This is a genomic window from Hymenobacter sp. BT18 (assembly GCF_012273015.1).
Lineage (GTDB): Bacteria > Bacteroidota > Bacteroidia > Cytophagales > Hymenobacteraceae > Hymenobacter > Hymenobacter lutimineralis.
In genome coordinates, this window is sequence record NZ_CP050954.1 from 1,857,742 (window position 1) to 1,880,628 (window position 22,887).

Annotated in this window: 17 protein-coding genes and 4 tRNA genes; all 21 read right to left on the minus strand. The window is 54.8% G+C overall.

Annotated elements, in window-relative coordinates; all coding sequences use genetic code 11:
- Window positions 1–67 precede the first annotated feature (67 nt).
- Window positions 68–1,348, minus strand: a complete 1,281-nt coding sequence (locus tag HER32_RS07845) for an O-antigen ligase family protein (RefSeq protein ID WP_149069436.1) — start codon at window positions 1,346–1,348, stop codon at window positions 68–70.
- Between the two features lie 146 nt (window positions 1,349–1,494).
- Window positions 1,495–1,800, minus strand: a complete 306-nt coding sequence (gene rpsJ / locus HER32_RS07850) for a 30S ribosomal protein S10 (RefSeq protein ID WP_044016018.1) — start codon at window positions 1,798–1,800, stop codon at window positions 1,495–1,497.
- Window positions 1,801–1,821: 21 nt separating this feature from the next.
- Entirely contained in the window at window positions 1,822–3,966 is a 2,145-nt protein-coding gene (gene fusA, locus HER32_RS07855) for an elongation factor G (protein WP_168681481.1), read from the minus strand.
- Between the two features lie 107 nt (window positions 3,967–4,073).
- Window positions 4,074–4,541: a 30S ribosomal protein S7 gene (gene rpsG / locus HER32_RS07860; protein ID WP_149069438.1), complete on the minus strand. Its 468-nt coding sequence runs from the start codon at window positions 4,539–4,541 to the stop codon at window positions 4,074–4,076.
- A gap of 85 nt (window positions 4,542–4,626) precedes the next feature.
- Window positions 4,627–5,055 carry a 30S ribosomal protein S12 gene (gene rpsL, locus HER32_RS07865; RefSeq protein ID WP_054410986.1) on the minus strand — a complete coding sequence of 143 codons (429 nt, stop codon included), beginning with the start codon at window positions 5,053–5,055 and terminating at the stop codon, window positions 4,627–4,629.
- Window positions 5,056–5,270: 215 nt separating this feature from the next.
- Entirely contained in the window at window positions 5,271–5,606 is a 336-nt protein-coding gene (locus HER32_RS07870) for a DUF3467 domain-containing protein (protein WP_168681482.1), read from the minus strand.
- A gap of 35 nt (window positions 5,607–5,641) precedes the next feature.
- A complete protein-coding gene (locus HER32_RS07875; RefSeq protein ID WP_168681483.1) occupies window positions 5,642–5,941 on the minus strand; it encodes a hypothetical protein in 300 nt (99 codons plus the stop codon).
- Between the two features lie 103 nt (window positions 5,942–6,044).
- Window positions 6,045–10,391 carry a DNA-directed RNA polymerase subunit beta' gene (gene rpoC, locus HER32_RS07880; RefSeq protein WP_168681484.1) on the minus strand — a complete coding sequence of 1,449 codons (4,347 nt, stop codon included), beginning with the start codon at window positions 10,389–10,391 and terminating at the stop codon, window positions 6,045–6,047.
- A gap of 323 nt (window positions 10,392–10,714) precedes the next feature.
- Complete coding sequence (gene rpoB, locus HER32_RS07885; RefSeq protein ID WP_168681485.1) at window positions 10,715–14,581, minus strand: DNA-directed RNA polymerase subunit beta; 3,867 nt, start codon at window positions 14,579–14,581, stop codon at window positions 10,715–10,717.
- A gap of 335 nt (window positions 14,582–14,916) precedes the next feature.
- Window positions 14,917–15,294 carry a 50S ribosomal protein L7/L12 gene (gene rplL / locus HER32_RS07890; RefSeq protein WP_149069441.1) on the minus strand — a complete coding sequence of 126 codons (378 nt, stop codon included), beginning with the start codon at window positions 15,292–15,294 and terminating at the stop codon, window positions 14,917–14,919.
- A 64-nt stretch (window positions 15,295–15,358) separates the two neighbouring features.
- Entirely contained in the window at window positions 15,359–15,913 is a 555-nt protein-coding gene (gene rplJ / locus HER32_RS07895; RefSeq protein ID WP_149069442.1) for a 50S ribosomal protein L10, read from the minus strand.
- A gap of 20 nt (window positions 15,914–15,933) precedes the next feature.
- Window positions 15,934–16,629, minus strand: coding sequence for a 50S ribosomal protein L1 (gene rplA / locus HER32_RS07900; RefSeq protein WP_149069443.1), 696 nt, complete (start codon window positions 16,627–16,629; stop codon window positions 15,934–15,936).
- Window positions 16,630–16,649: 20 nt separating this feature from the next.
- Window positions 16,650–17,093, minus strand: coding sequence for a 50S ribosomal protein L11 (gene rplK / locus HER32_RS07905; protein WP_149069444.1), 444 nt, complete (start codon window positions 17,091–17,093; stop codon window positions 16,650–16,652).
- Between the two features lie 192 nt (window positions 17,094–17,285).
- A complete protein-coding gene (gene nusG / locus HER32_RS07910) occupies window positions 17,286–17,852 on the minus strand; it encodes a transcription termination/antitermination protein NusG (protein WP_149069445.1) in 567 nt (188 codons plus the stop codon).
- Window positions 17,853–17,865: 13 nt separating this feature from the next.
- On the minus strand, window positions 17,866–18,141 hold the full coding sequence (gene secE / locus HER32_RS07915; RefSeq protein ID WP_232066433.1) for a preprotein translocase subunit SecE: 276 nt from the start codon (window positions 18,139–18,141) through the stop codon (window positions 17,866–17,868).
- A tRNA-Trp gene (locus HER32_RS07920) sits at window positions 18,115–18,185 on the minus strand. Before HER32_RS07920 ends, secE begins: the two co-directional genes overlap by 27 nt.
- A 117-nt stretch (window positions 18,186–18,302) precedes the next feature.
- Window positions 18,303–19,490, minus strand: coding sequence for an elongation factor Tu (tuf, locus tag HER32_RS07925; RefSeq protein WP_149069446.1), 1,188 nt, complete (start codon window positions 19,488–19,490; stop codon window positions 18,303–18,305).
- 160 nt (window positions 19,491–19,650) lie between these two features.
- Window positions 19,651–19,722 (minus strand) — tRNA-Thr (locus HER32_RS07930).
- 68 nt (window positions 19,723–19,790) lie between these two features.
- Window positions 19,791–19,863: transfer RNA gene (locus HER32_RS07935), tRNA-Gly, on the minus strand.
- Window positions 19,864–19,940: 77 nt separating this feature from the next.
- A tRNA-Tyr gene (locus HER32_RS07940) sits at window positions 19,941–20,020 on the minus strand.
- 237 nt (window positions 20,021–20,257) lie between these two features.
- A complete protein-coding gene (locus tag HER32_RS07945) occupies window positions 20,258–22,843 on the minus strand; it encodes a M1 family aminopeptidase (protein WP_149069447.1) in 2,586 nt (861 codons plus the stop codon).
- Window positions 22,844–22,887 lie beyond the last annotated feature (44 nt).

Genomic DNA, 22,887 nt, shown 5'->3' on the forward strand with positions numbered 1-22,887 from the left:
TTACCTAAGCTACGAGCCTCCTCCGTTGCCTATCGGGTATTCCAATAGTACAATCTGTTAATGGGAGCTAGCGAGGCCGCCACTGTTGCTCCGGCTCGACTGGCATCTCCTGCCCGTTTAAAGCCAGTAATATAAACAGCAGGGCAAATGTGAGCCCAACCTGAGCTTCCAGGGTGTACTCCACTAGGAAGGATAAGGTGATGATCAGGTACTGGGCTAACAGCAACGGCGAATAATGGGGCCAGATGCGAATACCCGGGAAATAGAAGAACAGCGTAAACAACAGTACGCCCAGCCCACCATAGGCAACTAGGTAATAGAGAAACTGATTGTGCGGTAAGATATATGCCTCCTCGGAGATAGAGGGGAACTGCTGGCGGTACTGTTGGGCAATGGCCGGCTTCATGTTGGCCCGGCCAACGCCAAGCACTGGATGCTCTTCAAAGATTTCCAAGGCTACCTTATAGGAATAAAACCGCCCTACCAGGGAGTAATTATTGGCCGAGGTACTTTGCCGTACGCGCCCCACGTCGTCCTGGGTATTAAGAAACTTGTTGCGAAAGGTTGGAAAGACCCCGTAGCTCACCATAGGGGTAAGCAGCATCAGGGAAGCAATGAGCCCGGCGAGCCGCACATTACGCCGCCATAGCAGCAACCAGCCAATGGCAACACCCGCCAGTGCATACAGCGTTAGCAAGCCGCTGCGCACGGCCAGCATATGCTGATACAAAACCAGGAAGGCAATAATCACCAGCAAATACCGACGCCACGGCCCGTCTACCACCTTCCGTCCTACAAGTACCGTTGCGGCTGCTACCGCATACGTCACCATTAAACTAAACCGGATATGGTCCGGAGCCGTTGGCATGATTTGCGACTCTAGGTACCGCTGGTTGATTTCGACGAAATGACTTAGATAATAACCCGCACTGCCCAGAGCAGACAAAGTGACGAGTGTGATAAAAAACACGTTCAACCTCACTAGGTAACGTCCCGGCAGACCAGGCAACCACAGAAACGCAAGGGGAAGCACTAGGAAAGGCAACTGCAGCGTGACGCCCCGCCAGAACTCAGCGGCATTCCCAACCTGTGTTTGTAGTCCGGATAATAGTACTAAGCCAAATACCCCTAACAGGCTGTAGTAAACGGCCGAGAACTTGCTACGATAGGTAGCAGAGCAAGTAAGCCGGTAGAAAAGCGCCACAATAAAAAGAGCAACGATGCCAATGCTCGTCAGGACGCGAAAAAAATTCACCGTGAATAGCCCAACCATAATGATTCCGCAGCTCAGCGCAGCTAGCCGCAACAGCACAGTAGAGTCTTTTAAATAACCAGGCAAAAAACGCATATGCACTTGAAGAGCCGGAAGCAGGTGCGTGGCGTTGCATGCTTCGACGAAGAGGGTATTGAGACTGCTAAGTTGAGGATAAAAAAAGAACACCCCGCAGAGGTGGCTCTACGGGGTGTTCCTTACTTAATCAAAGAAACCAGTCCTCAGACTTTGATTTCAACGTCTACGCCACTAGGCAGCTCAAGCTTCATCAGGGCATCTACCGTCTTCGACGAAGTCGAGTAGATATCCACGAGGCGCTTGTAGGTGCAGAGCTGGAACTGCTCACGCGACTTCTTGTTCACGTGGGGCGAACGAAGTACGGTGAACTTCTCCTTAATGGTCGGCAATGGAATCGGACCGCTTACGATAGCGCCCGTAGCCTTCACCGCCTTCACGATCTTCTCCGACGATTTGTCCACCAGGTTGTGGTCGTAGGATTTGAGTTTGATGCGAATTTTCTGGTTCATGTCTGTTGAATGAAAGCGGTATTAGCGAATGGCGTTACCCTTTTGCTTGGCGATGATAGCTTCCGCAAGGTTGTTGGGCACCTGATCGTAGTGCGAGAACGTCAGCGAGGCGGAAGCGCGACCCGAAGAGATGGTACGCAGCGACGTTACGTAACCAAACAGTTCCGACAGCGGAACGTCAGCTTTGATAACGTTAGCGCCACCTTTCGTGTCCATGCCCTTCATGATGCCGCGGCGACGGTTCAGGTCACCCGTTACGGAACCCGTGTACTCGTCCGGCGAAACTACCTCTACGGCCATAATAGGCTCGAGCAGTTTCGGACCGGCCAGCTTACCAGCTTCGCGGAAACCACCGCGGGCAGCCAGTTCGAACGACAGCGCGTCCGAGTCAACATCGTGGTACGAGCCGAAGAACAGACGCACGCGCATGCCTTCGATGGGGAAGCCCGCCAGCGGACCGTTCTTCATGGCTTCTTCGAAACCTTTCTGAACCGGCGCGATGAATTCGCGGGGGATAACACCACCCGTGATGTCGTTTACGAACTCCAGACCGGGTTTCTCCGGATCGACCAGTTTGGGGCCGAGTTCGAATACGATGTCACCGAATTTACCACGGCCACCCGTCTGCTTCTTGTAGGTTTCGCGGTGTTCAACCGTTTTGGTCAATACCTCCTTGTACGCAACCTGTGGAGCACCCTGGTTGATTTCCACCTTGAACTCCCGACGCATACGGTCGATGATGATTTCAAGGTGAAGCTCGCCCATGCCTTTCAGTACGGTCTGGCCCGTCTCAGGATCAGTCTGTACCACCAGCGTGGGGTCTTCTTCCACGAGTTTGGCAATAGCCATACCCATCTTATCCACGTCGGCCTGAGTTTTGGGCTCAATGGCGTAACCGATTACCGGCTCAGGGAACGACATCGACTCGAGTACGATGCGCGACTTTTCGTCGGTCAGCGTGTCACCGGTCTTGATGTCTTTGAAACCCACACCGGCGGCAATGTCACCAGCCTGGATTTTGTCGATCGGGTTCTGCTTGTTGGAGTGCATCTGCATGAGACGCGAGATACGCTCCTTCTTGTTCGTGCGGTTGTTGTGCACGTACGAGCCAGCGTCCAGCACGCCGCTGTAGCAGCGGAAGAAGCACAGACGGCCCACGAAGGGGTCAGTAGCAATTTTGAACGCCAGGGCCGTGAAAGGCTCGGCATTGTCGGGGTGACGCTCGATTTCCTCGCCGGTATCGGGGTTGGTACCGATGATGGCGGGCATGTCCAGCGGCGAAGGCAGGTAGGCCATTACGCCGTCCAGCATCGACTGCACACCTTTGTTCTTGAAGGCCGAACCGCACATTACGGGCGAGAACTTCATGTCGATAACCGCTTTGCGGATTACCACCATCATTTCTTCGCGGGTGATGCTCTCCGGATCTTCGAAAAACTTCTCCATCAGCGTGTCGTCGTACTCGGCTACGCTTTCGATGAGCTTCTCGCGCCACTCGGCTACCGTTTCCACCAGATCCTCGGGAACCGGGATTTCGTGGTACGATTTGCCTTGGGTAGCGTCGTCCCATACAATGGCTTTGCCCGTCAGTAGGTCAACTACGCCTTTGAAGGTGTCTTCGGCGCCAATCGGGATTTGCAGCGGCACGGGGTTAGCGCCCAGTTTCTCCTTAATCTCGTTAACCGCCTTGAAGAAGTCGGCACCGGCACGGTCCATCTTGTTGACGAAGCAGATGCGGGGCACCTTGTACTTGTCAGCCTGGCGCCATACAGTTTCCGACTGGGGCTCTACGCCCGAAACAGCGCAGAACAACGCAACAGCACCGTCGAGTACGCGCAGCGAGCGTTCAACTTCTACCGTGAAGTCAACGTGGCCGGGAGTATCGATGAGGTTGATTTTGTACTGCTTGGTTTCCGGCGTCGGGTCGCCGTTGGCGTCGGTCGGGTAGTTCCAGAAAGTGGTAGTAGCAGCCGACGTGATGGTGATACCACGCTCCTGCTCCTGCTCCATCCAGTCCATCGTAGCAGCACCTTCGTGCACTTCCCCGATTTTGTGGGTCTTACCGGTATAGTAGAGAATGCGCTCCGAGGTCGTGGTCTTACCGGCGTCGATGTGCGCCATAATCCCAATGTTCCGGAGGTATTGCAGGTCTTTATTAACAGCCATGATTTTTGTTGGGGTCTTAGGGTCTTAGGGTCTTAGGGTCTTGGTTGTCGTTCGGTTTGTACCAGAACAAAACCAAGACCCCAAGACCCTAAAACCCCAACAACTGATTAGAAGCGGAAGTGCGAGAAGGCCTTGTTAGCTTCGGCCATCCGGTGCGTGTCGTCCTTTTTCTTCACGGCAGCACCTTCACCTTTGGCAGCGGCAATGATTTCGCCAGCCAGCTTGTCTTTCATGGTTTTCTCACCACGACGACGCGCGTATTGAATCAGCCACTTCGAACCAACGGCGATGCGACGGTCGGCGCGAACTTCAATCGGCACCTGGAAGGTAGCACCACCTACGCGGCGGCTCTTCACTTCTACGGTCGGCATTACGTTGTTGAGGGCTTTGCGCCACATCTCCAGGCCGCTTTCCTTGGTGCGCTGCTCAACCAGTTCGCAGGCATCGTAGAAAATTCCGTAGGCCAGGTTTTTCTTCCCGTCGTACATCATGTAGTTGACGAAACGGGTTACCAGCGTCTCCTTAAACTTGGGGTCGGGCAGGAGGATGCGCTTTTTCGGTTTTGACTTTCTCATGGGTTCAGATGTGAGTAGGTAGTAGCCACGAGTGGGATAAGAACCATATGCTATCCAGCACTTCGGGCTACCACACTCGTATCAATTACTTTTTCTTGCCGGGTGCGGGTTTGCCGCCTTTACCCGTAGCCACGGGCTGACCGGGCTTCGGACGCTTGGCGCCATATTTCGAGCGACGCTGCAGACGGCCGTTTACGCCGGCGGTGTCCAGGGCGCCCCGGATGATGTGGTAGCGTACGCCGGGAAGGTCCTTTACGCGGCCGCCACGAATCAGCACGATGCTGTGCTCCTGCAGGTTGTGGCCTTCACCAGGGATGTAGGCGTTAACTTCTTTGCCGTTGGTGAGACGCACGCGGGCCACTTTGCGCATAGCCGAGTTCGGCTTCTTAGGCGTGGTAGTGTACACACGGGTGCAAACGCCACGGCGCTGCGGGCACGAGTCAAGAGCCGGCGACTTCGACTTGGTCGTCAGCTTCTCGCGGCCTTTTCGTACTAACTGGTTGATGGTAGGCATTTACGGAATGGTTTGTCTAGGGGGGTTCACTCCCAAAAAATTAGGCTTGCAAAGGTATCGACTTGCTTTTGAAATAGCAAACAGGTTGAAATAGTTAATTTTAGGATTTCAGCACAGCGCAGCTACAGCCCGTAAACCGCCCTGTTTTCGCTTGCTGACAGCAACAAAAAAGGCTTCTGCACCCAGCAGAAGCCCTTCCCATTGGTACGTTCAGGCTAAGCCTCCCCTACCGCTCCGCCGAAGCCCATCGGGTAGCTCGGCGAATCATTCTGCACTTTCACCGGCCCGAACGTCTGCTCGAACCGCTCAATGTTTTCCTGCAACGCCGACAGCAGCCGCTTGGCGTGCTCCGGCGTAAGGATGACGCGGGACTTTACCTTGGCCTTCGGCAGCCCGGGCATCAGCCGGATAAAGTCGATGACGAACTCGCTGCTGCTGTGCGCAATCATGGCCAAGTTGGCGTACTCGCCCTCGGCAATAGCTTCCGACAGTTCAATGTTGATGGCGTTCGGGTCCTGGGGTATGTTGGGGTCGGTTGGTTGCTGGGCCATGTTGACTTAGGTTGAGGACTTACCAAAGAAGCAAGTCATTTTTTGTGTGAAAGATATTCGGTGAATAAACCGATTACGAATGGAACAAACAGAAAGGCAGTCACCATGCTGAACTCATTACCATCATTCTTAATACGTAGCAACGCAACAATTACAAACAAAAAGGCCAGCACTAGCGCGAGCATCCGTCTGTAAAAAAACTGACTTCTCACAAAAACAAAGAAGATAATCAGCCCTACATATAAGCTAAAAGCCAAAATACCCATTCCAAATAGAAAGGGCAGTGCATTGCTGATAGCTTCTTGTACAGTTAACTCATTTAATAATATCGTCATAAGCATGGGTTAAGCAGGGTATTTATAGTAACAGTTTCAAAGCTAAAAGGCAAAGCCGGCCGAATTGCTTCGACCGGCTTTGCCTTTACTTACACCTTAACGCTTACACCGACTCGCGGCGGGCGGCGCGGGCGGGACGCTTAGCCGGAGCTACCACGTCGTCGGCTTTGGGCGCTTGCAGCGCTTCCAGCTCGTCCTTCGAGCCCACAATCTGACGCGTGTACTCGCGCAGACCCGTACCAGCCGGGATGAGGTGACCTACGATTACGTTCTCCTTCAAGCCCAGCAGTTCGTCGGCCTTGCCACGGATGGCAGCTTCCGACAGCACCTTGGTCGTTTCCTGGAAGGAAGCGGCCGAGATGAACGACTGCGTACCCAGCGAAGCCTGCGTGATACCCTGCAGCGTGGGACGAGATACGGCCGGCTGAGCGTCGCGTACTTCTACCAGTTGCAGGTCGCGGCGGCGCAGGCTGCTATTCTCGTCGCGCAGGCGACGAGCCGTTACAATCTGGCCGGGCTTCAGGTTCGTGGAGTCGCCCGCGTTGGTTACCACCTTCATGTCGATGATGGTATCGTTTTCCTCCATGAAGATAATCTTGTCGATTACCTGGTGCTCCAAGAAGGTCGTATCACCGGCGTCGAGGATAACCACTTTCTGCATCATCTGGCGAACGACCACCTCGATGTGCTTATCGTTGATTTTTACCCCCTGCAGGCGGTACACTTCCTGAATCTCGTTCACGAGGTATTCCTGCACGGCGCCCGGACCCTGAATGCTCAGGATGTCGGACGGGGTGATGGCACCATCGGAAAGCGGCGAACCCGCGCGGATGAAGTCGTTGTCCTGCACCAGAATGTGCTTGGACAGCGGTACCATGTATTTTTTCTTCACGCCGTCTTTCGACTCCACGAAGATTTCACGGTTACCACGCTTCACCGTACCGTAGGTTACTACACCGTCGATTTCGGCCACAACGGCCGGGTTCGAGGGGTTACGGGCTTCGAAGAGCTCCGTAACGCGGGGCAGACCACCGGTGATGTCGCGGGTTTTGCCCACGGCACGCGGAATCTTAGCCAGGATCTGACCAGCCTTGATTTTCTCCCCATTCTCCACGTTCAAGTGCGAGCCAACCGGGATAGAGTAGGCCTTGTGACCTTCCATGTCGCCTTTCTTGCCAGGACGAATGATGATGGCCGGGTTCTGGTCCTTAGCCTTCGATTCGATAATCACTTTCTCGCGGTGACCAGTCTGTTCGTCTGACTCCTCGCGGTAGGTGATGCCTTCGGTGATGGCGTCGTACTGAACGGTACCATCGAACTCGGCCAGGATAACGGCGTTGTACGGGTCCCAGTTGTTCAGCTCGGTGCCTTTCTCTACCTCCTGGCCTTCTTCAACCAGCAGGAACGAGCCGTAAGGAACGTGGTTGGAGATGAACACCTTGCCGGTGCCTTTCTCCACGATGCGGATTTCGCCCGAGCGACCCATTACCACTTTCACTGGCTCCCCGTCGGGGTTGGCAGTTTCTACGGTCCGGATGTCTTCGAACTCTACCACACCGGCGAACTTGGCCTTCAGGCTGGCTTCTACGGCAATGTTAGAGGCCGTACCACCTACGTGGAAAGTACGCAGCGTGAGCTGGGTGCCGGGTTCACCGATGGACTGGGCAGCAATTACGCCGACAGCCTCACCTTTCTGCACCATGCGGCCCGATGACAGGTTACGGCCGTAGCACTTGCCGCAAATACCACGCTTGGATTCGCAAGTCAGTACCGAGCGGATTTCCACCGATTCGATGCTAGTAGCATCAATACGGCGGGTAACCTCTTCCGTGATTTCATCACCCGCAGTGAGGATGATTTCGTCGGTCAGGGGGTCGATGATATCGTGTACCGCTACGCGGCCCAGGATACGCTCGGCCAGCGGCTCTACTACGTCCTCGTTATCCTTCAGGGCGAAGGTTTCGATGCCACGCAGGGTACCGCAGTCCACTTCGTTTACGATTACGTCCTGCGATACGTCTACCAGACGACGGGTCAGGTAGCCGGCGTCAGCCGTTTTTAGAGCCGTGTCGGCCAGACCTTTACGAGCACCGTGGGTTGAGATGAAGTACTCGATTACGTCGAGGCCTTCTTTGAAGTTCGACAGAATCGGGTTTTCGATAATCTCGCCTACCGAACCCTGCAGCGACTTCTGCGGCTTAGCCATCAGACCCCGCATACCGCCGAGCTGACGAATCTGCTCGCGCGAACCACGGGCGCCGGAGTGCATCATCATGTAAATCGAGTTGAAGCCCTGGTTCTCCTTTTCGAGGCGACCCATGAGGGTTTCAGTGATTTGGTTGTTGATGCGAGTCCAGATGTCGATAACCTGGTTGTACCGTTCGTTGTCGGTAATCAGACCCATCTGGTAGTTCTGCGTTACGGCAGCTACGTCGGCTTGAGCCTGCGCAATAAGGGCGTCTTTCTCTTTCGGGATGTTGATGTCACCCAGACCCATCGACAGACCACCTTTGTAAGCCGACTGGAAGCCCAGCGTCTTGATGTCGTCGAGGAACTGCGCGGTGCGGGCCATGCCGGTCCGCTTAAACACCATCGAAATGATTTGCTGCAGCTTTTTCTTGGTCAGCAGCTCATCTACGAAACCTACTTCGGCGGGCACCAGCTGATTGAACAGCACGCGGCCGGCAACCGTCTCAATAATCTTCGTTACGAGGTTGTCGTCTTCGTCCCGAACCTGCGTGCGCACCTTAATGTAAGCGTGCTTCGACAGAATGCCTTCGTTGATGGCAATAACTACTTCCTCATCGGAGTAGAACATCATGCCCTCCCCGTCGATTTTCTCGTCTTCGGTGCTGCGCTTGCCTTTGGTCACGTAGTACAGCCCGAGTACCATGTCCTGCGACGGTACCGCGATGGGCGCGCCGTTGGCGGGGTTCAGGATGTTGTGCGAAGCCAGCATGAGCATAGAGGCTTCCAGGATAGCGGCCGGTCCCAGGGGAACGTGCACAGCCATCTGGTCACCGTCAAAGTCAGCGTTGAAGGCCGTACAAACCAGCGGGTGCAACTGGATAGCCTTACCCTCGATGAGGCGGGGCTGGAACGCCTGGATACCCAAGCGGTGCAGGGTTGGAGCCCGGTTCAGGAGCACTGGGTGGCCTTTCAGCACGTTCTCCAGGATGTCCCATACTACGGCGTCCTTGCGGTCGACAATCTTCTTGGCCGACTTCACCGTCTTCACGATGCCGCGCTCGATGAGCTTGCGGATGATGAACGGCTTGAACAACTCGGCCGCCATGTTCTTGGGCAGACCGCACTCGTGCAGCTTCAGCTCAGGACCAACGACGATTACCGAACGACCCGAATAGTCAACACGCTTACCGAGCAGGTTCTGACGGAAGCGGCCCTGCTTGCCTTTCAGCATATCGGACAGCGACTTCAGAGCGCGGTTGCCTTCAGCGCGCACGGCATTCACCTTACGCGAGTTGTCGAACAGCGAATCCACGGCTTCCTGCAGCATGCGCTTCTCATTCCGCAAAATCACCTCGGGAGCCTTGATTTCGATCAGGCGCTTGAGGCGGTTGTTGCGGATGATAACGCGACGGTACAGGTCGTTCAAGTCGGACGTGGCGAAACGGCCACCATCCAGCGGAACGAGGGGACGCAACTCCGGGGGAATAACGGGCACCATGCGGATAACCATCCACTCGGGCTTGTTTTCCACGCGGGTAGCGGCGTCGCGGAAGGCTTCTACTACGCGAAGCCGCTTCAGAGCCTCAGCCTTACGCTGCTGCGAAGTTTCGTGGGCGGCAGAGTCCCGCAGCGAGTACGACAGCTCGTCCAGGTTGATGCGCTCCAACAGGAGTTGCAAGGCATCAGCACCCATGCGGGCAATGAACTTGTTGGGGTCCTCGTTCGGCAGCATCTGATTCTCACGGGGGAGCTTGTCGATGATGTCGAGGTATTCGTCTTCGGTGAGGAAGTCGAGCTGCTGCACGCCTTCTTCACCCAGCACGCCCGGCTGTACGACTACATACCGCTCGTAATAAATGATTTGGTCGAGCTTCTTGGTGGGCAGGCCCAGCAAGTAGCCGATTTTATTGGGCAGGGACTTGAAGTACCAGATGTGCGCTACGGGCACCACCAGTTCGATGTGGCCCATCCGCTCCCGGCGTACTTTCTTCTCGGTCACCTCCACGCCGCAACGGTCGCAGATAATGCCTTTGTAGCGAATCCGCTTGTATTTGCCGCAGTGGCATTCCCAGTCCTTCACGGGACCGAAAATCCGCTCGCAAAACAGGCCGCCCATCTCGGGCTTGTACGTCCGGTAGTTGATCGTCTCGGGCTTTACTACTTCACCGTTCGACCGCTCCAGAATGGATTCGGGGGAGGCCAGCGAAATGGTAACTTTCGAGAAGTCCTGTACCAGTTTCTTGTTTTTTGCAAACGCCATGTAGGGTAGCTGTTGTTAGCTGGTGGCTTTTATCTGTTGGTTGGTTCCGCCAGTCTTAAGAATGGTCGGAAAGAACAAAACAGGTTGACTCTGCGAAAAGTGCTCTGCGGGTCGGATAGGTACGCCGCGCAGTAGTTTTCCGCCAGGTCGGGTACTTGAGGTTGCGGCCAATTACTATCGGAGGTTGAGGCCGTTCTGACCTTATCTCGGAACGACGCCGGCAGTAAGTGTTATCGGTTTCCCGAACCGCGGGTACTCTATATAATAAGTCTTGAAAGAGGTGGCTGCCGATACTTGCGCACCAGCAGCCACCCCTTCAAACCTTAGTCAAGCGTGATTTCCAGGGCCAGACCGCGCAACTCGTGGATGAGTACGTTGAATGACTCGGGGATATTGGGCTTGGGCAGTACGTCGCCTTTTACAATGGCTTCGTACGCTTTGGCCCGACCTACCACGTCATCCGACTTCACGGTGAGGATTTCCTGCAGCACGTTGGAAGCACCGAAGGCTTCCAGCGCCCACACTTCCATTTCCCCGAAGCGCTGACCACCGAACTGCGCCTTACCACCCAGCGGCTGCTGCGTAATGAGCGAGTACGGCCCGATGGAACGAGCGTGCATCTTGTCGTCAACCAAGTGACCGAGCTTGAGCATGTAAATCACGCCCACGGTTACCGGCTGGTCGAAGCGCTGACCCGTCAGACCATCGTGCAGGTAAGCACGGCCGAAGTGCGGCAGCCCGGCTTCCGTCAGTTCGCGGGATACTTCCTCTTCGGTAGCACCGTCGAAAATCGGGGTAGCGTAGGTGCGGCCCAGCTTCAGGCCAGCCCAGCCCAGTACGGTCTCGTAAATCTGACCGATGTTCATCCGGCTTGGTACCCCCAGCGGGTTAAGCACGATGTCCATCGGGGTGCCGTCGGGCAGGAAGGGCATGTCCTCATCGCGCACGATGCGGGCCACTACCCCTTTGTTACCGTGACGACCAGCCATCTTGTCACCCACCTTCAGCTTGCGCTTCTTGGCGATGTACACTTTGGCCAGCTGCACGATACCAGCGGGCAGTTCGTCCCCTACTTCCAGCGTGAACCGGTCGCGCTTGAAGCGGGCCGTGATGGTGTTACGCTTCTTGGCGTAGTTTTTCACCAGCTCGGTTACCATGCTGTTCACGCGGGCATCGGCCGTCCAGCCTTCCAGCACGAGGTCCTTAAACATGTTCACCTCTTCGGGAACCGCGTAGTTGCTCTCGTCCTTGTAGGGGTTCTTGTCGGGGAACAGGTTTTCGGCAATGTTCTTCTTGCCGAATTTTACGCCCTTCGAGATGATTTCGTCGCCGAACTTGTGCTTCACGCCCTGGGAGGTTTTGCCTTCCAACAGCTGCACCAGCTTGTCGATCATAACGGCTTTGATGCCGCGCAGCTCGCGAGCGTACGAATCCTTCAGCTCTTCGACTTCCTTCTTCGACTTGGCCCGCAGGTTTTTGTCTTTCTTCGGACGCGAGAACAGCTTAGTGCCGATAACTACCCCGTTCAGGGAAGGTGGCGCCTTAAGGGAGGCATCCTTCACGTCGCCGGCTTTGTCGCCGAAGATGGCGCGGAGCAGCTTCTCCTCCGGGGTCGGGTCGGTTTCGCCCTTAGGCGTAATCTTACCGATCAGGATGTCGCCTTCGCGAACCTCCGCGCCCAGGCGGATGATGCCGTTGTCGTCGAGGTTACGCACAGCTTCTTCGCTTACGTTCGGAATTTCCGAAGTCAGCTCTTCTTCGCCGCGCTTGGTCTCGCGAACTTCCAGCTCAAACTCCTCAATGTGAATCGAGGTGAAGATGTCGTCGCGAACTACCTTCTCCGAAATAACGATGGCGTCCTCGAAGTTGTAGCCCTGCCACGGCATGAAGGCCACCTGCATGTTGCGGCCCAGGGCCAGTTCACCTTTGTTCGTGCCGTAGCCTTCGCAGAGGGGCTGTCCTTTGGTCACCCGCTCACCCTTCTTCACGAGGGGCGTCAGGTTTATACAGGTATCCTGGTTGGTGCGACGGAACTTGATCAGGTCGTACGAAATCTTCTCAGCGTCGAAGCTTACGAGGATATCATCTTCCGTCAGGTCGTACTTCACCACGATGCGGTTAGCATCTACGTAGTCAATTACGCCGTCGCCCTCGGCCACTACCAGCGTACGGGAGTCAATAGCCACGCGGCCTTCCAGACCGGTGCCCACTATGGGAGCTTCGGCTTTCAGCAGCGGTACGGCCTGACGTTGCATGTTCGAGCCCATCAGAGCGCGGTTAGCATCGTCGTGCTCCAGGAACGGAATCAGCGAAGCTGCCACCGACACAATCTGGTTCGGGGCCACGTCCATGTAGCTGTACTCTGTGGGGCCTACTACGGGGAAGTCACCTTCGAAGCGGCCTTTTACTAGGTCGTTGATGAAGTTGCCCTGCTCATCAATGCGGGCGTTGGCCTGCGCAATGTGGTGGGTATCCTCTTCTTCGGCCGTCAGGTACTTCACGTTCTCCGTGGTGTCTACCTTACCGTTTTCCACGGTGCGGTAGGGAGTTTCGATGAAGCCCATGGAGTTCACGCGGGCGTGCACGCACAGCGACGAAATCAGACCGATGTTCGGTCCTTCCGGCGTTTCGATGGTGCAGAGGCGGCCGTAGTGCGTGTAATGAACGTCACGTACTTCGAAACCAGCTCGCTCGCGCGACAGACCTCCCGGCCCGAGCGCCGATACGCGACGCTTGTGCGTCACCTCGGCCAGCGGGTTGGTTTGGTCCATGAACTGCGACAACTGGTTGGTGCCGAAGAACGAGTTGATTACCGACGACAGCGTGCGGGCGTTGATCAGGTCAACGGGCTTAAAGTCCTCGTTGTCGCGCACGTTCATGCGCTCCTTGATGGTACGCGCCATCCGGGCCAGGCCCACGCCGAACTGAGCGTACAACTGCTCCCCTACCGTACGCACGCGGCGGTTACTCAAGTGGTCAATGTCATCGACAATGGCCTTCGAGTTGATCAGACCGATCAGGTACTTCACGATGAGCACGATGTCCTCGTTCGTGAGTACGCGGGCGTCCCAACCGGTGTCGATGCCGAGCTTCTTGTTGATGCGGTAACGGCCTACGTCGCCGAGGTCGTAACGCTTATCCGAGAAAAACAGCTTTTGGATGATGTCACGGGCAGTTTCTTCGTCGGGCGCTTCGGTATTCCGCAGCTGACGGTAGATTTGCTCTACAGCTTCCTTCTCCGAGTTGGAGTTGTCCTTCTGCAGCGTGTTGTAGATGATGGCGAAGTCGGCGATGTTGACGTTTTCGCGGTGCAGGATAACCGACTTGGCTCCGGCATTCAGGATGGTGTCAATATCTTCTTCCTCGATGGTCGAGTCGCGCTCCAGGAGCACCTCATTCCGGTCGATGGAAACTACCTCGCCGGTATCCTCGTCAACGAAGTCTTCCGTCCAGGTGCGCAGCACCCGGGCAGCCAGCTTGCGGCCTACGGCTTTCTTCAGGATTTTCTTGTCGGCTTTCACCTCTTCCGACAGCCCGAACAGGTCGAGAATGTCTTTGTCGGTGCCGTAGCCGATGGCACGCAGCAGCGTGGTAACCGGGAATTTCTTCTTCCGGTCGATATAGGCGTACATCACGTTGTTTACGTCCGTGGCAAATTCAATCCACGAGCCTTTGAACGGAATAATACGCGCCGAATACAGCTTGGTACCGTTGGTGTGCTTGCTCTGGGCAAAGAACACGCCCGGCGAGCGGTGCAGCTGCGACACAATAACGCGCTCCGCACCGTTGATAACGAAGGAGCCTTTTTCGGTCATGTAGGGAATATTTCCCAGGAACACTTCCTGCTCAATCGTTTCGAAATCCTCGTTGTCCGAGTCGTTGCAGACCAGGCGCAACTTAGCTTTCAGTGGTACGGAGTACGTCAGGCCCCGGTCGATGCACTCGTCTACGGAGTACTTCGGCGGATCCACGTGGTAATCCATGAAGGTCAGCACGAAGTTTTCGCGCGAGTCCGAAATCGGAAAGTTCTCGGCAAACACTTTGAAAAGGCCCTCATCGGTCCGGTTCTCGGCAGCCGTTTCCAACTGGAAGAAGTCCATGAACGAGCGAACCTGCACGTCCAGGAAATCCGGGTACTCAATAACCTTTTTAATCTTGGCGAAGTTGATCCGCTCGTCAGCAGCTTGCAATTTTTGCAGGCCTGTCTGTGCTTTCGGTGTAGCCAATGTATGTGGGGTTAGGAAATGGACACTGAGAGAATCCAACCCAGCGTAGCGGTAAAACCGTTACCTTGGGCCTGTCAGGAAGCTGCTGCGGGCCACCCTCGCGTGAGCGGAGCGGCTACCCTTCCGGGCGCACGAAAGCGCAAAGCATAACCTTGCGCTTCTGGCAGCCGTAGGCACAAAAAGCCGCAAAGCGGCGTGCAAACGAACTTCCTTGCTGGTTGTTGCCTACAAACAGGAAAAGACCTGGCTTAGTTGCCAGGCCTCTCCATATTTGCTGGTGTCAGAGCAGGCAGCAGAAATTACTTAACTTCTACTTCAGCGCCGGCTTCTTCCAGTTGCTTCTTCAGGCCTTCAGCCTCGTCTTTGGTTACACCTTCTTTCAAAGGCTTAGGAGCACCGTCAACGAGTTCTTTGGCTTCTTTCAGGCCCAGACCGGTCAGGTCTTTCACCAGTTTCACAACAGCCAGTTTAGCAGCGCCAGCCGACTTCAGGATTACGTCGAACGAAGTCTTCTCCTCGGGAGCTTCAGCAGCTGCGCCACCGCCACCAGCTACCATTACGGGAGCAGCAGCAGCAGGCTCAATGCCATACTCGTCTTTCAGGATACCAGCCAGTTCGTTTACTTCTTTTACCGTCAGGCTAACGAGCTGCTCGGCGAATGCTTTCAAATCTGCCATTTCTGTAGATTGTTAAAAAGGGGGGTTGTTGAAGGAAATTGAAAGGGAAAAAGATGAGCAGCGGTTAGCCTGCAACCTCTTCTTTTTCGGAAAGTGTTTTGAGGATACCAGCCAGCTTGTTGCCACCGCTCGACAGAGCAGAAATAACATTCTTCGCAGGCGACTGAAGCAGACCGATAACATCACCGATGAGTTCGTTCTTGCCTTTCAGCGTGCTCAGCGTCTCCAGCTGAGTAGAACCCAGGTAGATGCTGGCGTCGATGTAAGCACCTTTCAGAACGGGCTTGGGCTCTACGCCACGCGCATAGTTCTGCGACTTGTAGAAGTCTTTCAGGAGCTTGGCCGGAGCATTGCCCGACTCGCGCGAGAACAGCACGCCCGACTGGCCTTTCAGCGCCGCGTCCATCTCCGCCGTGTCGCCACCGAGGGTATCGAGGGCTTTGCGGATGAACGTGTTTTTGTAGACTTTGAACTCCAGGCCGCGGTTAAAGCACAGGCGACGGAATTCGTTGATTTTCGCCACTGACATCCCCGAAGCATCGGTGATGTAGAACGCGTTGTGCGATTGGAACTTCTCGCTCAACTCGTCGACGAGGGCTTGTTTTTCTTCCCGGATCATATCGTCGTGTTGATTAAAACTTAGGCGGAAGTTACTTGCGTGTCAACCGGTACAGCAGGCGACATCGTGCTCGAAAGCGTGATGCTCTTGATGTAGGTGCCTTTTGCCGACGAAGGCTTCAGACGGTTCAGCGTCTGGATTACTTCGATGGCGTTTTCGGCCAGCTTCTGCGGGTCGAACGACACTTTACCAACCGAGCAGTGGATGATACCGGTTTTGTCAACTTTAAAGTCGATTTTACCAGCTTTCACTTCCTGCACAGCCTTGGCTACGTCGGTGGTTACGGTGCCCGACTTAGGGTTTGGCATCAGGCCCCGGGGACCCAATACGCGGCCCAAGCGGCCTACCTTAGCCATTACAGCCGGCATCGTGATGATAACGTCGATGTCCGTCCAGCCTTTCTCGATTTTCGAGATGTAGTCGTCTAGACCAACAAAGTCAGCGCCAGCAGCAGTAGCCTCAGCTTCTTTGTCGGGGGTTACGAGGGCCAGAACACGAACCGTTTTGCCGGTACCGTGGGGCAGCGTAGCTACGCCACGCACCATTTGGTCGGCTTTGCGGGGGTCTACACCCAAACGAACGTCGATATCAACCGAGGCATCGAACTTGGTGTAGGTGATGTCCTTTACCACAGTAGCGGCCTCTACGAGGTTACGCACCTGGGTCAGGTCGTGCTTAGCAAGGGCTTCCTTGCGCTTTTTGCTTACTTGTGCCATCTGATTCTTCTCCGTTAAGATTATTCAGCGAAAGGAGAATCTCCCTTGATGGTGATACCCATGCTGCGGGCCGTACCAGCTACCAGCTTCATGGCCGACTCGATTTTGAACGCGTTCAAATCGGGCATTTTCACTTCGGCAATAGTGCGGATCTGGTCCCACGTTACCGACCCTACCTTGTTCCGGTTAGGCTCTTTCGAACCGCTCTGAATTTTAGCGGCTTCCTTCAGCATTACCGGCGCTGGGGGGGTCTTCACCACGAAGTCAAACGACTTATCGGTGTACATGGTGATGAGAACAGGACAAACTTGGCCGGCCTTATCTTGGGTGCGCGCATTGAACTGCTTGCAGAACTCCATGATGTTAAGGCCTTTGCTACCAAGTGCAGGTCCAACCGGCGGCGCGGGGTTCGCGGCGCCTCCCTTTATCTGAAGCTTCAGATAACCTCTAATTTCCTTGGCCATTTGGATTGAAAGGCTGCGGACGACACGACGTAACTCGTATCCTCCTCAGATGAATGTATTTGCTCCTGGTGGAAGCCCCGCTGGCCCGGAGCGAATGGCCTGCGACGATATTGAAAAGAGAACTTAGAAATCAGAGCTTAGAACTTAGAGGCGTGGGCTGCTAAGTTCTAAGCTCTCCTGATCTAAGCTCTGTTATGACTCTTTCTCGACCTGGGTATAGCTGAGCTCCATGGGAGTGCTACGACCGAAGATCTTGACAATGACGTTTAGCTTCTTGCGCTCTTCGAAAACTTCCGAAACAGTGCCCGACATACCGGCAAATCCACCATCCACAATTTTCACCAGCTCGCCAGCCACGAAAGGCGTTTCCAGCGTTGCGGTCTGCTCTTCGGCTTCATCCACGATGCCGAGGATACGGTTTACTTCCGAAATGTGCAGCGGAACTGGTTTGGTGTTCTGGTTAGCCGCTTTGCCTTCTTTGTCACTCAGGAAGCCGATAACACCCGGGGTACTGGTGATGATGTGGTCAACTTCGCCGTGGGTCAAATCGGCGTGAATGATGATGTAACCGGGATACAGGTTCCGCTCACGCACGCGCTTCTTGCCGTTGCGCATTTCGAATACCTTCTCTACCGGAATCAGCACCTGCGGTACCAAGTCGGAAAGACCGTGACGCCCAATCTCAGTTTCGAGGTAGGTCTTAGCCTTTTTTTCCTGCCCGCTGACCGAACGGACAACGTACCATTTCAACTCTCCCATCAGTAATTAACGCTTAGCGGAAAGAGTTATAGAATGCTTCCAGCCCGGTCTTGAAGATGATGTCCATGATGCCAACGACAGCCGCAAATACCAGCGAACCGATGAGCACTAGGCCAGCACTCTTCTGTAGCTCTTCGAAAGACGGCCACGTTACCTTGTAGCGCATCTCCTCGGTCGTCTCGCGGAAATAGTTCGTCAGCTTGCTCATGATGTCGCCGATTTGGCTGGTGGTACTTTTGGTGCTGCCGCAGCAGCTTACTTGCACGGGCGGAGAGATTCGAACTCCCATCAAAGGTTTTGGAGACCTCTATTCTACCCTTGAACTACGCCCGTGGATGCGTCTCAAAACAGCCTGTAGCCGGATTGGGACTGCAAATGTACTGAACTGCTTGGACAAAACAAATCCGCCCCCGAAAAAATCGAGGGCGGATTGTATTGATCTAGTGGAAACTAGTCGAGGATTTCAGTAACCTGACCAGCACCTACGGTACGACCACCTTCGCGGATAGCGAAACGCAGGCCTTTTTCCATAGCTACTTTGTTGATCAACTCCACCGTGATGGTGATGTTGTCGCCAGGCATTACCATTTCAACACCTTCGGGCAGGGTGATGATACCCGTTACGTCGGTGGTGCGCAGGTAGAACTGCGGACGGTAGTTGTTGAAGAACGGCGTGTGACGGCCACCTTCTTCTTTCGACAGTACGTACACCTCAGCTTTGAACTTTTTGTGAGGCGTTACCGAGCCGGGCTTGCAGATAACCATACCACGACGGATGGCTTCTTTTTCAATACCACGAAGCAGCAGACCTACGTTGTCGCCAGCTTCGCCACGGTCGAGGATCTTGCGGAACATCTCAACACCGGTTACGGTCGACTTCAGACCTTCAGCACCCATGCCGAGGATGTCAACTTGCTCACCCGAGTTGATGATACCACGCTCGATACGGCCGGTAGCAACCGTTCCACGACCCGTGATAGAGAATACGTCCTCTACGGGCATCAGGAAGGGCAGGTCGGTCAGACGAGCAGGAATTGGAATGTAGCTATCAACAGCAGCCATCAGCTCCTCAATCTTGGGAACCCAGTTGGCGTCGCCGTTCAGGCCACCCAGTGCCGAGCCTTGGATTACGGGGATGTTGTCACCGTCGAAGTCATAGAACGACAGCAGCTCACGGATTTCCATTTCCACCAGCTCGAGGAGCTCGGGGTCATCTACCATGTCTACTTTGTTCATGAACACCACCAGCTGAGGAACACCTACCTGGCGAGCGAGCAGGATGTGCTCACGCGTCTGGGGCATTGGGCCGTCGGTAGCAGCTACTACGAGGATAGCGCCGTCCATCTGAGCAGCACCCGTTACCATGTTCTTCACATAGTCAGCGTGACCAGGGCAGTCAACGTGAGCGTAGTGACGGTTTTCGGTAGCGTACTCTACGTGAGCGGTGTTGATAGTGATACCACGCTCTTTTTCCTCAGGAGCATTGTCGATCGAGGAGAAGTCGCGCTTGGCGGCCAGACCTTTGTTCGCCAGTACCGTGGTGATAGCAGCGGTCAGGGTGGTTTTGCCGTGGTCGACGTGCCCGATCGTACCGATGTTCACGTGCGGCTTGGAACGATCAAAATTTTCTTTGGCCATTGTAAAGGAGATTAAAGGAACTTTGTGGTGAGGAGGAAAACGCGACTTGCTTATACTGAAAGAAAGCGAAACGCAGCTCCGCTTAGTGGGGACTGCACGTCGCTTTTCTTTTCAGACTGTCCAAACAGTGCAGCCGCGCTGCGCCGTCGGGTAATACGTGAGCCATTTATGGGATTTGAACCCATGACCTCTTCCTTACCAAGGAAGTGCTCTACCACTGAGCTAAAACGGCTTATTAGGTGCATGCAAAGTTACAACGAAAGTCGGACAGATTATGTGCTGCTTTCTTTAGCTGTACTGAGCGGGAGACGAGGTTCGAACCCGCGACCTGCAGCTTGGAAGGCTGCCGCTCTACCAACTGAGCTACTCCCGCATGAAGACTAAGTTTCCTAATAAAGGCCAAACTGCTATAAAGCCTTGGCTGTTGCCAGATAACTTGGTCTCAAACTGTGGGGGCGAAAGGACTCGAACCTTTGAACCCGAAGGAGGTGAGTTACAGTCACCCGCAATTGCCGCTATGCGACGCCCCCAGTTTGCGTGGTTTCTGCCGGCTGCAGAAACTATTTCTCCTCCCCTGCTTAGCCGCTATAAGTGGTAGGCCTTGGAAAGGAGTTGCAAAATTAATGGCTTTCAGATGCAAGTCAAGCCATACCGACTAATTGCTGCAATATTTTTTCCCGTCAGACTTCCTGTTTAGGGGTATTCCGCTACGTCTCAATTGCTTAGGCACAGCAGTTATTTTGAAGGAAATTCTTCCTATCGAAATGTTACAGCAAGTTGTACATGCCTTTCAGCCCTTCGTCTTTTTCCTTGGCCCGAATATCCTGTAACACTGTTTTTAGCTCCTGGCTACGCTCGGCCAGGGCACTCAAGCCTTTGTATGCGCCCAGACGCACCAAGTAGGAAGGAGCGTTTCGAGCCAGCATTTCCAGCTTCTTCACCCCTTTCTCACGCTCAATAGGCGGCATACGCTGCATGAACTGCCCGAAGTTAGGCAGGAAGGTATAGAGTTCAGCTTCCTGCAAGGTTTCCACGTGGCTCAGAAACCAGTCATATTGATCCAAGTGCCCATTCAGTGCGTAGTATCCCCCCAGGGCCGTTATTACCCGGGTATTGGGCGTTTCCTGGAGTGAGGAAATTTTCGCTTGGGAGTTGACCGTGGGGTTGCGGGTAAGCGCGCCCAGGGCAGCACTAATCACCACGTACGAACTGTCATTTAGAGCGGCTTCGTACACGCTGCCAAAATCCTCATTACTGAATGAGTTGAGGGTTGTGATGGCAGCGGCACGGACCTCGCTGCGGGTATCGGTGGTGGCAACGCGCTGAATTTCCTTTCTCACAGCGCCGCCTTCTGCTCCTTTATAGCGTTTCAGCGCTTCTACGGCCGCTACCCGTACCCCCCAGAACTTATCGTTGAGGGCGTTACGCAGCATGGCCGAAACGGTAAGGTCCCCTACTTTGGTGCGTAAGCCATCTATTGCTTGGTATTTCTGCAAATAATTTCGGGCGTGTTGAAATTGGTAAAGCAACTCTTCCTGGGAGAGTTCCTCATCAATTTTGGCCAATAGTTGTGCTTCATCATCGAACTTAACCAGGTTTGGTCGCTGCGAGGAAGAAAACACAAATTGCTGATCGGCTTTGGTGACGGTAATGTTATGAATCGTTGGCTGATTACTGTTACCCCACACAGCCACCGCCACCGGCAACCGGTACACAGGAGTATAAACAGTGTCCTGCTGCTGCTGCACCCGCAAACTCACTTGGCCATTGTTGTAGCTGTGCGTGATGCGCAGTTCCGGATGGCCACGCTGCAGAAACCACTGGTCGAAAAACCACTTCAGGTCCTCGCCGGTCACTTCCTCAAATACCATACGCAACTCGTCTACCTCCACGGCCGTGTACTTATTGCGGGTTAGATACTGATTCAGGGCTAAGTAGAAAGCTTCGTCACCAACGTATTTCCGCAGCATATGCAACACGCGCCCCCCTTTCTGATAGGAGTGGCGGTCGAACATATCCTCCTTGTCCCGGTAGGTGTAGCGAATCAGGGGTACGCGCTTATCTTCCGCCTCCTGGAGGTAGTGGTTGAGGGAAGTCTGCTGCACCATAGCCGCCGCATCGGCCCCATACTTATATTCCGTCCAGAGAAACTCCCCGTAGTCAGCAAAAGACTCGTTCAGCGGCAGATTGGCCCAGGACTCGCACGTCACGTAGTTGCCGAACCAGTGGTGCACTACCTCATGCGCAATTACCCAGTCAAAGTTCTGATCGAGCAGTTCCCGGCGGGTAGCCTGTATTCCCTCACCGTGTACTACGGCCGAGGTATTCTCCATAGCACCCGAAACATAGTCCCGTACGGCAATCTGCGCGTACTTTTCCCAGGGATATTCCACCCCGAATTTTTTGGAGAAGAAGTCCAGCATCTGTGGGGTGTTGCCAAACACCGCCTTCGCAGTACCAGCAAACTTGGGCTCCACGTAGTAGTCCACCGCTTTACCCCGCCACGTGTCTTTCACCACGGCAAAGTCGCCCACGGCAATCATAGTCAGGTAAGGAGCCGCCGGCAAGGCCTGCTTCCACGTGTCGGTGCGCGTGCCATCGGCATTATTTTTCGACGCTACCAACAACCCGTTTGAGAGGGTCTTGTACTGCCCATCCACCGTCAGCCGTATTTCCTGCGTCATGCGCTGGTTGGGCTTATCAATGGTCGGAAACCAAGCGGAGTTGTTTTCCGTCTCGCCCTGGGTCCAGATCTGGCGGGGCTTACCTTTCTCCGTACCCAGCGGGTTGATAAAAAACAAACCCTTGTCGCTGGTTATGGCCGCTGATCCACCCGCGGGCAGCTCATTGGGCTTGGCTACGTAAGCAATGCGCACCTGATAGGTTTCGGTGCGGGCGTAGCTCCGGTCTAGGTTTACGACGAGCTGCCGTTTGTCGTAACCGTAGGTGAGGGCCTTTTCTTTACCATTGCCCAGCAGCAGGCGAATGTTGCGGATATCGAAGCCTTTGGCATCGAGTACCAGCTGACTTTGCGACTGGAAGTGCGGACGTACCGTTAGCGTAGCAGTGCCAATTACTTGCTGCTTGGCCCAGTCAAACCGCAAATCAAGTACAGTATGCTGCAAGTCGTGCAGCAGGGTGGCAGCCGGCTGCTGGGGACCCGAGGATGGGAGCCACGACGGAATAACTACGGTCGAGGTTTCGGTAGCTGTAACGGACTCCGAGCTAGCCGGGGCTTTTTTGCGCGTACTGGCTTTTGGTACCGTCCCTTGGCTTGGCCTGACGTTCTGGGCCAGTGCCCCCACCTGCAGTGCGAGTAGTAAAGTAAGGGTGCCGAGAACCGGGTATTTCATGCGGGTGGCAATAGGGTAATGTGGCTCAATTTCAGAAATTAGTT

Coding starts and splice junctions, on each gene's coding strand:
- HER32_RS07870 (WP_168681482.1), bottom strand. CDS start 5,606: ATGGCCCAGCAACCAACCGACCCCAACATACCCCAGGACCCGAACGCC.
- HER32_RS07845 (WP_149069436.1), bottom strand. CDS start 1,348: ATGCGTTTTTTGCCTGGTTATTTAAAAGACTCTACTGTGCTGTTGCGG.
- secE (WP_232066433.1), bottom strand. CDS start 18,141: ATGGGAGTTCGAATCTCTCCGCCCGTGCAAGTAAGCTGCTGCGGCAGC.
- rpsJ (WP_044016018.1), bottom strand. CDS start 1,800: ATGAACCAGAAAATTCGCATCAAACTCAAATCCTACGACCACAACCTG.
- rpsL (WP_054410986.1), bottom strand. CDS start 5,055: ATGCCTACCATCAACCAGTTAGTACGAAAAGGCCGCGAGAAGCTGACG.
- fusA (WP_168681481.1), bottom strand. CDS start 3,966: ATGGCTGTTAATAAAGACCTGCAATACCTCCGGAACATTGGGATTATG.
- HER32_RS07945 (WP_149069447.1), bottom strand. CDS start 22,843: ATGAAATACCCGGTTCTCGGCACCCTTACTTTACTACTCGCACTGCAG.
- rplL (WP_149069441.1), bottom strand. CDS start 15,294: ATGGCAGATTTGAAAGCATTCGCCGAGCAGCTCGTTAGCCTGACGGTA.
- rpsG (WP_149069438.1), bottom strand. CDS start 4,541: ATGAGAAAGTCAAAACCGAAAAAGCGCATCCTCCTGCCCGACCCCAAG.
- nusG (WP_149069445.1), bottom strand. CDS start 17,852: ATGGGAGAGTTGAAATGGTACGTTGTCCGTTCGGTCAGCGGGCAGGAA.
- rplJ (WP_149069442.1), bottom strand. CDS start 15,913: ATGATCCGGGAAGAAAAACAAGCCCTCGTCGACGAGTTGAGCGAGAAG.
- rplA (WP_149069443.1), bottom strand. CDS start 16,629: ATGGCACAAGTAAGCAAAAAGCGCAAGGAAGCCCTTGCTAAGCACGAC.
- rpoC (WP_168681484.1), bottom strand. CDS start 10,391: ATGGCGTTTGCAAAAAACAAGAAACTGGTACAGGACTTCTCGAAAGTT.
- rplK (WP_149069444.1), bottom strand. CDS start 17,093: ATGGCCAAGGAAATTAGAGGTTATCTGAAGCTTCAGATAAAGGGAGGC.
- tuf (WP_149069446.1), bottom strand. CDS start 19,490: ATGGCCAAAGAAAATTTTGATCGTTCCAAGCCGCACGTGAACATCGGT.
- HER32_RS07875 (WP_168681483.1), bottom strand. CDS start 5,941: ATGACGATATTATTAAATGAGTTAACTGTACAAGAAGCTATCAGCAAT.